This is a genomic window from Chitinophaga sp. RAB17 (assembly GCF_052114225.1).
GTDB lineage: Bacteria > Bacteroidota > Bacteroidia > Chitinophagales > Chitinophagaceae > Chitinophaga.
This window is the reverse complement of sequence record NZ_JBFREI010000001.1, coordinates 49,827-62,404: the sequence shown is the minus strand read 5'-3', so window position 1 is coordinate 62,404 and position 12,578 is coordinate 49,827. Positions and strand designations below refer to the sequence as shown.

Here is a 12,578-nt window from a genome sequence, read left to right as displayed (position 1 = left end):
ATAATAACCATGGCAGACTTTATAAAATCATGCGCCCCGCAGTCACATATTTTCATCAACCTGGAATTTGTAACCGACATAGAAATTGCAGCGGATAAAAAATCCATTCAGTTTCATTATTCCAAGGACAAAAGCGTGGAATGGAAATATGAAGATGAAAAGCAACTGGAAGATGATTTGAACTTAATCAAACATCGCAGTTCCGACAAGTATAAAAGCCGGCAGAGTGGCTTCAGAATGGCGAATGACTGAGGCATATCATCACTTACTGTACTAACATAAATGGAGTACATGAAATTTTATCCGAAGTTATTGGCAGGGATGCTATTGTTAACCGGCATTTTGCAAGCAAAGGCACAGACCACTTTTAAATTTGCCGAGGTATCTGATACACATGTAGGCAGTGACAATGCATTGGAAGATCTGCAACGTACAGTGAACGATATTAACAGTCAACCTGATCTTGCTTTTGTGATCATATCCGGTGATATCACCGAATTTGGTGCAGATGCAGAACTACGACAGGCCAAAGCCGTGCTGGACGGGCTGCATAAGCCCTGGTATATCATCCCCGGTAATCACGATACCAAATGGTCTGAAAGTGGGGGTAATACTTTCCGGAAAGTATTTGGCAATGAAACGTTTTCGTTTAGCTATGGAGGTTATCATTTTATTGGTACCAACAGTGGCCCAAATATGCGGATGGGGCCCGGACAGGTGCCCCGCGAAAATATTGTATGGCTGGATGATATCCTGAAAGGGAAAGATAAAGCGATGCCCATTATCTACATTAATCATTATCCACAGAATGAAGACCTGAATAATTGGTATGAAGCCATAGACCGGTTGAAGCAACACAATATCCAGCTGATACTTTGTGGCCATGGGCATGCAAACCGTGTATTTGATTTTGAGGAGATACCCGGTGTAATGTGTCGTTCTAATCTTCGTGCGAAAGACAGCATTGGTGGGTATAATATCGTTGCCATCACTAATGGTAAAGCTGCTTTTGAAGAAAGAACTCCTGTAGCTGCGAGGAACAGACCATGGGCAGAAGTATCTTTGTCCAGCCACGCAGCAGGAACGGGTAAGGCGGCATTTCCCCGGCCTTCTTTTGCGATGAATGATTCCTTTCCAAATGTAAAAACGGCCTGGGTTTACCAGGACAACAGTGATATCGGCGGAGGCATGGCACTCTATGGAGATCTTATTATCTCTACCAATACCGCTGGTGAAATTTATGCGTTACAGCAAAAGAGCGGCCGGAAAAAATGGACTTTTTCTACCAAAGGAAAAATATATGCGACCCCGGTAGTCGCTGGCAATAAAGTGGTAGTAGGGTCTTCCGATCATTTTATTTACTGCCTGAATGCCGCCAATGGTAAATTGCTATGGCAGTTTGAGACGGATAAACCATTGGTAGCAAGCACCCGGATTGTGGATGGAATTACTTATACCGGTTCATCAGACGGGCATTTCAGGGCAATTGATTTGAATACAGGGAAACTGATATGGGAGTATGCGGATGTGAACGGGTTTGTGGAAGACAAGCCGCTTTTTTACCAGGGTAATATTTACTTCGGTAGCTGGGGGAACGACTTCTATGCCCTGGACGGACATACCGGCGCATTAAAATGGAAATGGAATAATGGTGCTGCTAACCGGATGTTTTCTCCGGCAGCCTGCTGGCCGGTGGCGGCGGATAATAAAGTGTTTATAGTGGCGCCTGATAGATTTATGACAGCATTTAATGCTGCTACCGGTGACGTGATATGGCGCAAATCCAGACCCGATGTACGAATGCGGGAATCGTTGGGGCTCTCCGCCGATAGTAGTGAAGTATTTATTAAAACGATGGAGGGGCGCCTGTACGGTGTTTCTACCAGGGCAGATAGTTTGCAGTTGTTGTGGCAGTCGCCCGTGGAAATAGGCTACGAGCTGGATCCGGCCGCACCGGTAGAGCGGGACCAGGTGATTTATGTACCTACTCACTCAGGTGTGGTGTATGCGATAAATGCAAAGGATCATTCCCTGTTGTGGAAATTCAAATTATCTAACTGCCTGGTAAATGAAGTGTTACCTGTAGGAGATAAGCAGGTGCTGGTAAGCACCATGGATGGGAAACTGGCGTTACTCCGGTATTAAACAGCTTATCAGGAACGAAAAATAGGAAGGATCAGCGTAAGAACTGATCCTTTTTTATTTCAATTTCAGTGATATCATTTTTCTACCCGCTTTATAGATAAATGTCCTGAACCGTAGGACGGGGTTTGGTTTCAGGGCCAAATATAATTATATTCCTTTTAGTGAATAATCACCGGAAATTCTTCCGGCATAATAAAAAGCAGGATTTTCTGCATTTATATACTTCTTACCGATGTTCACCGTTTATTAAAATTATATTTGTAGCGTTTTTCATTATTGCTATTATGATCGCATCCATATTAACCAGGCTTGAATCTTCCCGCAAGGAATTACTGGATTTAGGTCTCAGGAATCCATTGTTGAATTACAAGGTGCCCGTAGGCAAAGGTTTACATATTGTAGAGGAACAATCCGCCGCCATTTATGATATACTGGTGAGGGAAAATAAAACTATGTCCTTCCTCGGACGGCCTGAAAAAAAGCAGGACGAAGAAGTGGTGGAATATAATGAACCGGTGTCTAAAGAAGCGTATAGTGATACCCGTTTGCAGACGAATGAAAACCAGGTGAATCTGCATGCGAAATTGCTGAATACGTATTATGCTGCCCGCATGAGCATGGAAGAACAAGGGGTGAATATCCTCTACATTTCCCTCGGCATGTTGCAATGGTATGAAGAAGCAGGTAGTGAGGAAGCCCGGCTGGCGCCATTAATCATGGTGCCGGTGTCGCTGGACAGGTCCAGTGCGCGGGAACGTTTCCGTTTGAAATATTCTCTGGAAGAAGTAGGCGCCAACATTTCCCTGCAGGCAAAAATGAAGGCAGATTTTAATATTCACATACCGGACCTGCCGGATACAGAAGATTTTGATGTTAACGCTTACCTGGCGGCAGTAGCCGAAGCGGTAGACGTGATGCCCAAATGGAAAGTAGCACCCGATGCCATTGAGCTGGGCTTTTTCTCTTTTGGTAAGTTTATGATTTACAACGACCTGGACGCCTCCAAATGGCAACAGGAAGATGATATACTCACACACCCGATTATTCAAAGTCTTTTTGGTGGCGGTTTTTCAGATGATACTCCGCAAATACCGGAAGATGCCTTTATTGATCATGATACCAAAGCCCATGAACTGTTCCAGGTAGTAGATGCCGACAGTTCCCAGATCATGGCCATGCTGGCCGTGCAGGAAGGACGTAACCTGGTGATACAGGGGCCTCCGGGTACCGGGAAATCTCAAACGATTACCAACATTATCGCTGATGCCATTGGCCGGGGGAAGAAAGTGTTGTTTGTAGCCGAAAAAATGGCGGCGTTGGAAGTGGTGAAACGCAGACTGGATAATATTCAACTGGGAGAAGCCTGCCTGGAATTACACAGCCATAAAGCCAATAAAAAAGAACTGCACCAGGAGCTGCGGCGGGTACTGGAACTGGGCCGCCCTTCTATCCAGAAACTCCAGGAAGAAGTATTACTGTTAGATGGTTATAAAAAAGAATTGAATGACTATTGCCTGTCGGTGAATGGTGCCATTGAAAAAAGTGGATTGACGGTTCACCAGGTAATAGGCTACCTGTTACGGTTAAACGAAGAAACTGCCGGGATCACTTTACCGGCCATACAGTTAACGCAAATAGGAGACTGGGACGCTGTGGCAATGAACAAGGCCACCGCTATGGCATTGCGCATACAGGCCTGTCTCCAGGAAATTGGAGTGCCTGCCGCATTGACTTTCCGTGGTAGTGAACTGACGGTGCTGTTGCCACACGAGCAGGTGGCTTTATCCAATTTACTCACAGCAGCGTCGGCAGCACTAACAGCACTTCTGCAGGCGACCACTGCGATCGCTCAAAAAATCGGGATCCCATCTCCCAAAGATATTCCAGCTACTACAGTACTGATAAACATATGTGAGCTGCTATCACAACAGCCGGATCTGCAGGAGATTGATATCACCAATAATGCCTGGATGCTGCATCAGCAGGATATTGCAGAATGGCTGACAGCAGGTGTGGCGGCAACAGCGGTACAACAGCAATACCAGGATATTTTTATTCCGGAAGCCTGGGAACAAAATGTGATGGAGATCCGGCAGGATCTGCTGGCACATGGTGGTAAGTGGTATAAGTTCCTGATTGGCGCCTATAAAAGGAGTAACCGGCAACTCGCCGCATTGTGCAAACATCCGCTGCCCGGCAATAATGAAGAAAAACTACAGTATGTAGATGCCATCATGGAGTTCCGGAGACAGGATGCCTTGCTGAAAGAACATGCTGCACTGGGTAAAACACTGTTCGGCAGTCGTTGGCAGAAATCGCAGACCGACTGGGAAGCATTACAAACTGCTACGGTATATCTCACGGATATGCATAAACGTATTGCGGCAGGTACCTGCCCGGCAGCAGTTGCCACTTACCTGCAAAGTAACCGGGATGCGGCAGCAGCATTGACAGACAAAGAGCAATTGTTGCGCTTATTGCAGGATCAGCAGCAACGCAGCGGGGCTGTCTTACAAAAACTGGAAATGAACAGCCGCCATTACCCGATATTGTTTACCGAACAACAAACTACGCTGCAAACATGGACAGATAAATTACCGGAAATACATCACCTTATTTCCTGGAACAATATAACGGATACGGCTATACAGGAAAACCTGGAATGCCTGATTACACCAGTACTGGACTGGAATGGTGGGCATTTGCTGCTAAAAACAGCCCTGTTGAAAACATGGTATGAATACCTGGTAGAAACGGCGGTGAAATCGCAACCTGCCCTGCGTAAATTTGAACGCGGCGGTCATGAGGAAATGGTACAGCAGTTCCGCAAACTAGATGTGCTGAACCTGCAATATAACCGTGCCCGTGCTGCTTTACAACATTGGGAACAAATGCCACGTGCAGATGCCGGTGGACAGGTAAATATGCTCCGCACAGAATTTAATAAGAAAGCACGTCATATGCCTATCCGCAAACTCATGCAGGAAGCGGGTTTGGCTATACAGGCCATTAAGCCGGTGTTTATGATGAGCCCTTTGTCTATCGCTAATTTTTTACCTCCGGCAACACTGGAATTTGATCTCGTTATTTTTGATGAGGCCAGCCAGGTGAAGCCTGTAGAAGCTTTGGGCGCCATACTGCGCGGCAAACAATTAGTAGTAGTAGGCGATAACAAACAATTACCACCTACCAGTTTCTTTGATTCACTGACCAAAGAGGTAGATGATGAAGAAAATGTAACTGCAGATATGCAGAGTATTCTGGGATTATGCGATGCACAAGGCGCTCCGCAACGTATGCTGCGCTGGCATTACAGGAGCAGACATGAATCACTGATCACCTTATCCAATCATGAATTTTACGAAAATAAGTTAGTCATATTCCCCAGCCCCGGCTCTAAAGAACAGAAAGGACTGGTTTTTCATCATCTGAAAGATACCGCCTATGATCGCGGTAAAACCCGTACTAACCCTAAGGAAGCGGAGATAGTAGCGGATGCGGTGATGGAACATGCCCGCAAAAATCCGGGGCTGAGTTTAGGTGTGGTGGCGTTTAGTACTTCACAAAGACAAGCCATCAGTGATGCGCTGGAATTACGCCGCAGGAAATCTCCGGAGCTGGAATCCTTTTTCAGCGGGCATCAGGACGAACCTTTCTTTGTAAAGAACCTCGAAAATGTGCAGGGAGATGAGCGGGATGTAATTTTTATTTCTATCGGTTACGGACGTACGGAGGAAGGTTATGTAGCCATGTCTTTCGGCCCGCTGAATAATGAAGGCGGTGAAAGAAGGCTCAATGTACTGATCACGCGCGCGAAAACACGTTGTGAAGTGTTTACCAATATCACCGCAGATGATATTGATGTAAGCAAAACCAAAAGTTATGGGATTCAGTCGTTGAAGAACTTCCTCTATTTCGCGCAACATGGTAAGCTGTATATGACGGCGGAAACAGGCTTGCCGGCGGATAGTCCCTTCGAGGAAAATGTAGCTGCCAAGCTGGAAGCGTTAGGATATATTGTACGTAAACAGGTAGGATCAAAAGGTTTTTTTATTGATCTCGCTATTGTAGACGCGGAAAATCCGGGTCGTTATTTACTGGGTATTGAGTGCGATGGCGCTGCTTATCACTCTGCCCGTTCGGCCCGCGACCGTGATCGTTTGCGGCAGCAGGTGCTGGAGGCCATCGGCTGGAAGATATACCGGGTGTGGAGTACGGACTGGTTCCGGAATCCGGAGCGGGAATTGAACCGGTTGGTAGCGGCTATTGAAAAAGTGAAGGCCGCTGTGGCGATTGATGATCAGGTGGCCGCAGATGTGATCAAAGAAACGGCGCCGGCCCTGACGCGGGAAGCAGTGGCAACAACAGAAGCCATCATACCGGTATATGAAACAGCGGTGCTGCCGGAGGAAATCAGGGCGCAGGAATTCCATCTTTCTCCCATTGGGCAGCTATGTAACTGGATAGAGCAGGTAGTGGTAGTAGAAAGCCCCGTGCATTTTGACGAATTAGCCCGACGTATGGTAGAAGCAGCGGGTATTACAAGGGTAGGTCCCCGTATCCGGGAGATATTACGTCATGCGGTCCGGCATTCTGACGCCAGCAAAAGAATAAAAATAAAGGGGCAGTTCCTCTGGGATACTGCGCTCAGTACACCTGTGGTGCGTAACCGTAGCCATTTGCCGGCTGCCGCCCGTAAGATCAATTATATTGCGGCGGAAGAAATCGGCGTAGCGCTGGAGAAGGTAGTAAAAGATGCCGTTGCTATCCAGCGGGAAGATGCCGTGCCTTTTATCGCTAAGATGTTTGGTTATAGCCGGGTGACAGAAGAAATGAAGGAAGAAATCCTGAAAGCTATTGATATGAGTGTGGAAAATAAAGGGGTGCAGCTGGAAGGAGAGTTGCTGAAACCATAATATCGTACAGGAGCTGTATCAAAACCGAACACGTATTCATTAATTTATATTTGTTTGATCCTGGTATTGAAAGGTTGAGAGGCGTGGCATGTTTTTTCTTTCCATGTGTTCGGGAAGAAAGTTTTGTGGGGTTGGATTCATCATTAAATTTATCAGGATGTTTCGTAATCATCTCCTTATTGCCTGGCGCAACCTGCTCCGTTATAAATATTATTCACTGATCAATATAGCTGGTTTGGCTATTGGCTTAGCCGCGTGCTGGTTGTTGCTGTTGTATGTACATCGGGAAACCAGTTACGATAATTTTTATCCGCAAGCCGATCGCATATACCGGGCTGTTAACCATGCTACCTGGTCTGGCGGGAACCTCAACCTGGCTACCACTTCCGCGCCTTTTGCTGCCGTATTGAAGAAGGATTATCCGGAAATAGAACAAACCACGAGGATAGATCCGGAAGGAGGTGCTGCATTAAAGTATGGCGAAAAGAAACTGGAAGTAGGGGATATGCTTTTTGTGGACAGTACTTTTTTCAACGTGTTTGATTTTCCTTTTGTGGCCGGTGATGCCATCAGTGCTTTATCCCAGCCTAATTCATTGGTGTTAACACGCAGTCTGGCGGAAAAGTTATTGGGCAGTGCATCTGACGCGATTGGGAAAACGGTGTTAACGGAAGATAGTACTGTGTATGCTGTCACTGCGGTGATGGAGGATGTTCCTGGTAATTCACATTTTTCATTCAGTGCATTACGGTTATTACCACCTCACTACAATGAAAATGGCTGGCAGGATTTTAACGTATATACGTACCTGTTATTGCAGCAGGGTGCCGATGTGAATAAGCTGGAAGCCAAGCTGCCAATGTTTTTTGAGCGGTATCTGAAGCCCCGAATGGGAAATGCCACCTATAAAATGGAGTTGCAACCGGTGCAGGACATTCACCTGTATTCCCATCTTGATTACGAAATGTCTTCCAATGGAAATATTCTTTACATCTATATTTTTCTTTGTATTGGATTGCTGACGCTGTTGATTGCCTGCATCAATTATATGAACCTCGCCACCGCCCGTGCCAGCGGGCGTATTAAAGAAGTAGGGGTGCGTAAGAGTATGGGTTCAGGCAGAGAGGATATTGCACGTATGTTCCTGGTAGAATCTATGTTGCTCACTTTCTTCTCCGCGATGGTGGCTACGGGGCTGGTAGCTTTGTTGTTGCCCTGGTTCAATACTTTTACTAATTCCAATATTATACTGTGGCAGTTCGGCGTGGTTAAAACGCTGGGTGTGATGGCGATGTTGTCTGTGTTAACCGGTTTGCTGGCGGGTATTTATCCGGCAGTATTTATGTCTGGTTTCAGGATTATCAATTCATTAAAAGGTAAGCTGGGAGGCAGTAGTCATGCAGGTTTCCGTAAAGGGCTGGTGACGTTCCAGTTTGTTATTGCGATTGTATTAACCGCCAGTACTATGGTGGCATATGATCAGCTGCAATATGTGATGCAGAAAAATCTGGGCTTTAATAAAGATCAGGTGTTGTCCTTTCATATTCCTGATCAGCAGATGCGTAACAGGCTACCGGCGTTGAAAGAACAGTTGCTCCGTAATCCTTTGGTACAGCAGGTTTCGGCGGCAAGCAATCCGATTGGCGGAAATAATATTGGCGGACATGGTTACTTTTTCGAAGGTAATAATGGTATGCAGACATCTACCTATATGGCCCAGAATTACATGGCAGATGCAGATTATCTGAAAACGATGGGCATTACTTTGCAGAGCGGGCGTAATTTTTCAGACACAGGTGAATCTGATCAGCTTCATGCAGTACTTGTAAACGAAACGCTGGTGAAGGCAATGCACTGGGATCAGCCGTTGGGCAAGCGGGTACAGTTATTGAAGGACGCTTCCGGTGCACGTGAGGAGCGTGTAGTGGTGGGCGTTATGAAGGATTTTCATATTTACTCCCTGCAGCATAAAATAGCACCGCTGGTGCTACAGATGCCTGCCAGGGCGGCGGACCAGGATAATGTGTATGTAAAAGTCAGCAAAACCAGCGTTCCTGCTACCGTTGCATATATTGAAAAGGTGTTTCATACTTTTGACCCTGCGCATAATTTCAGCTATAGTTTTATTGATCAGAATTTTGCGAAGCAATATGCGGGAGAGCAGAAACAGGAAGTTATTTTTATGTTGTTTGCCATGCTGGCATTATTTATTGCCTGTCTGGGACTCTTTGGGCTGGCGGCTTTCACGGCTGTACAACGAACCAAGGAAATAGGGGTACGTAAAACGTTGGGTGCTTCTGCCGGCAGCATTGTTAGTATGTTATCGAAAGATTTTCTGCAGTTGTTGTTAATAGCTGCTGCCCTGGCTTTCCCTATTACCTGGTGGATCATGGATCGTTGGCTCAGTCATTTTGCCTATCACGTAGGTATCAGTATATGGGTATTTGTGCTGACGGGAGGCGCTATTGTAGTGATTGCCCTGGCAACCGTAAGTTTTCACGCCTTAAAGGCTGCCATGGCTAATCCTGTGAAGAGTTTGCGGGCGGAGTAAGAGAAGGAATTAGGAATTACGAATTAGGAATTACGAATTACGGATTTGCAGGTAGACAACGTAGGATAATACCCGCGTTTACTATCTATCTGCAAATTCGTAATTCCTAATTCGTAATTCTTTTTACGCTGTTTTAAAACAGCGCATACTAATACTGCCGTTCTGTATTTCTTCGTAAGTGAATTGTATTTCTTCATTTTTATTTACCAGACCGAGAGTATAGATCATAGGAAGATAATGATCATTGGTAGGGATAGACAATTGTGCTTCCCTGCCCAGGGTATGGTAATTTACGAGGTCGTTGAATGCGCCCTGTTCCAGCTTCTGTTTTACGGTTGCATCAAAGGAAACCGCCCAATCAAATGGTTGGGCATTTTCGGAAAATGAGATCTGCCGGAGATTGTGTACAATGTTGCCACTACCCATGATCAGTACGCCTTTGTTGCGTAAGGCTTTCAGTTCTGCGGCCAGCTTGAAATGATATTCCGGTGGCTGGTGATAGTCGATACTTAGCTGATATACCGGGATATCCGCCATGGGATACATATGTTTCAAGACTGTCCAGGAGCCATGGTCAAGGCCCCACTGGTCATCTTCTGTTACATTGGTGGATGTGATCAGTTGTTTTGTTTCCCTGGCCAGTTCCGGTGCGCCCGGAGCGGGGTATTGTACAGCGTACAATGCTTCCGGGAAGCCACCAAAATCATGGATGGTTTCCGGGTGCGGGGCTACCAGTACATGTGTGCCTTTGGTCAGCCAGTGGGCGGAAATGACGAGTATGGCGCTGGGCTTCTGGGGCAAATCCTGTCCCATTTTTCCCAGGCTGCGGGTAAAAGCGTTGTCGCTGATGCCGTTCATAGGATTACCATGACCGATGAACATGACGGGCATCTGGCTGGTACTTTTAAATTCGCTGGTAATATTCCTGAGATCGTTGAGTTGCATGCTATTCCTCCTGGCAGCAATGCCTTTGATGATAAAATTATTGGAACTGGCCTAAGAAGTCGGCCAGGCTCATTTTTTCTAATTTGTGCAGCAATGCACCTTCAATTTCTATATAGAGATGATCGAGGTGTTGTTTGATTTGTTTGCCCACCAGGCAGTCCGGGTTGGGGTTATTTTTACTGTTTCCCAGTAGTGATGCCTGTTGTACAGCATGGAATACTTCTGAGAGCTGAATTTTATCCGCTGGTTTGGCCAGGGTAGCTCCGCCGTTTTTCCCCTCTTTACTTTCTATCAGCCCGTGGTTACGCAGGTTGCTGATTTCCTTGCGTACCAGTACGGGATTGATGTTAATGCTGCCGGCAATATAGTCAGACGACAACAGCTCCCCGTTCGCACTGGCAAGCAGTGTAAGTATATGCATTGAAATGGGAAATCTGCCGTTATTCATTCTGTAATTGTCTTTATTACAGTACAAAAGTACGATAATCAGCGCAAATGGAAAAATTTGTCAGCGGCTGGTGTAGAAGTAAACAATACTGGCAATAATAAGTACCAGCACAATCAGTGCGATGACGCAGCCGTTTCTGTTAGGTTTTTTTACTGTGTTGCTAAGGCCGCGGGCATTCAGCAGGGCCTCTACGGCCTCTTTAGCTTCGTGGAGACCTATTTTATTACCGGGCAGCTTATTCATTTCTCCCAGGTAGTATTTTATCCCCATGATTTTGCCGGTATTCATACAAAGCTGCAGCACTTTTTCCTCGATGTTACGTTTGGCAGCCTTATTTCTCTGGATAGAACTGTGATCCGTGTCGGAACCGGAAATGACCCGCTGGCATTGCTGGCAGACCATCATTACGTGGAATGGGTCTTTTTCTGGAATAGTACGTATGACATCGGGACTCCCACACCAGGGACAGGTTAGTTCAGTGCTCATTAATGGTGGAACTTTTTATTTTACTATTGTATAAGTTAATAAAAGTTTTTTAGCTTTTATCTTTTGGCTGCTGGCAAAATGTAACAGAGGGTGTAATATAGGCTTTTTACGAGTAGGCAGTAGCCGTTAGTAATACATTTAAGTCGTTTTAGCGGCTTTTATGGCAGGATAGCGGGTATTTTGATCATAAAAGGTAATAAAAATGCCGCGGGAAGCATATGGTATGCTCCCGCGGCAGTCAGGTATTTCTTTAGGTTTACAGTCCTTTTTTCAGGTGTCCTGCAAATGCCTTTCTGAATTTTTCCAGTTTGGGTTTGATCACAAAGGTGCAGTAAGGCTGAGAACCGTTTTGGTTATAGTAGTTCTGGTGGTAGTCTTCCGCTTCGTAGAAAGTGCCCATGGGAGCTATTTCCGTCACAATAGGTTTGTCGTATGCACCGGAATCCTGCAATTTTTTCTTGTATAGCTCCGCTTTTTCTTTCTGTTCATCACTATTATAGAAGATCACGCTGCGGTACTGGGTGCCTACGTCATTGCCCTGCCTGTTCAGCTGGGTAGGATCGTGACTGAGCCAGAATGCCTGCAGCAGCTCTTCATAGCTGATTTTAGCGGGGTCGTAGGTAACCCTGATTACTTCTGCATGACCGGTAGTACCGGTGCATACCTGTTCATAGGTTGGATTAGGCACTGTTCCACCGGCAAAGCCGGATTCCACTTTAATGACCCCTTCCAGTTCCTGAAATTGTGCTTCTGTACACCAGAAGCAGCCGCCTCCAAAGGTGGCGGTGGCCGTTTTTTGATTTTTGCTTACCTCCATATCACCGGGTACTTTGTCTTTGTTTTGGGCACAGGCAAAAAGCGCCAGTGCGATCAGACAAATGAAGATTGAATATTTTCTCATAAAAATAAAATTTTAAAGATGCAGCTTTTCTTTATATGACTCAAAATCAGCACTGTAGAGGGATTGCAGTCTATCTGAGCATCTTTATATTGCCTGCAGCCATTATAATTTACGTAATATATGATGCAGGAGTACGACAAGTTAAGTAACTTTAACATTCTTTTGGAGTTTCCAGGAACCCGTGGG

At 45.8% G+C, this 12,578-nt stretch carries 8 protein-coding genes; 4 read left to right on the top strand and 4 right to left on the bottom strand.

The window, feature by feature from the left end; translation table 11 throughout:
• The first annotated feature begins 9 nt into the window (after positions 1 to 9).
• From AB4Z08_RS00165 to AB4Z08_RS00150, 4 genes are all read left to right on the top strand, one after another.
• Positions 10 to 252, top strand: a complete 243-nt coding sequence (locus tag AB4Z08_RS00165; protein WP_441571741.1) for a hypothetical protein — start codon at positions 10 to 12, stop codon at positions 250 to 252.
• Between the two features lie 39 nt (positions 253 to 291).
• Complete coding sequence (locus AB4Z08_RS00160) at positions 292 to 2,145, top strand: outer membrane protein assembly factor BamB family protein (RefSeq protein ID WP_441571740.1); 1,854 nt, start codon at positions 292 to 294, stop codon at positions 2,143 to 2,145.
• Between the two features lie 284 nt (positions 2,146 to 2,429).
• Positions 2,430 to 7,061: a DUF3320 domain-containing protein gene (locus AB4Z08_RS00155; RefSeq protein WP_441571739.1), complete on the top strand. Its 4,632-nt coding sequence runs from the start codon at positions 2,430 to 2,432 to the stop codon at positions 7,059 to 7,061.
• A 157-nt stretch (positions 7,062 to 7,218) separates the two neighbouring features.
• A complete protein-coding gene (locus AB4Z08_RS00150; RefSeq protein WP_441571738.1) occupies positions 7,219 to 9,612 on the top strand; it encodes an ABC transporter permease in 2,394 nt (797 codons plus the stop codon).
• A 123-nt stretch (positions 9,613 to 9,735) separates the two neighbouring features.
• Here the strand turns inward: AB4Z08_RS00150 and ygiD are convergent, their stop codons facing one another.
• The 4 genes from ygiD to msrA all read right to left on the bottom strand — a co-directional run bounded on the left by ygiD (position 9,736) and on the right by msrA (position 12,392).
• Positions 9,736 to 10,557, bottom strand: a complete 822-nt coding sequence (ygiD, locus tag AB4Z08_RS00145; protein WP_441571737.1) for a 4,5-DOPA dioxygenase extradiol — start codon at positions 10,555 to 10,557, stop codon at positions 9,736 to 9,738.
• 37 nt (positions 10,558 to 10,594) lie between these two features.
• Positions 10,595 to 11,005 (bottom strand): RrF2 family transcriptional regulator, encoded by a 411-nt coding sequence (locus AB4Z08_RS00140; RefSeq protein ID WP_441571736.1) that lies wholly within the window; start codon positions 11,003 to 11,005, stop codon positions 10,595 to 10,597.
• Between the two features lie 60 nt (positions 11,006 to 11,065).
• The gene (locus AB4Z08_RS00135) at positions 11,066 to 11,491 is read right to left on the bottom strand and encodes a hypothetical protein (RefSeq protein WP_441571735.1); all 426 of its coding nucleotides are present in this window, start codon (positions 11,489 to 11,491) and stop codon (positions 11,066 to 11,068) included.
• Positions 11,492 to 11,747: 256 nt separating this feature from the next.
• Positions 11,748 to 12,392, bottom strand: coding sequence for a peptide-methionine (S)-S-oxide reductase MsrA (gene msrA, locus AB4Z08_RS00130; RefSeq protein WP_441571734.1), 645 nt, complete (start codon positions 12,390 to 12,392; stop codon positions 11,748 to 11,750).
• Positions 12,393 to 12,578: the final 186 nt, after the last annotated feature.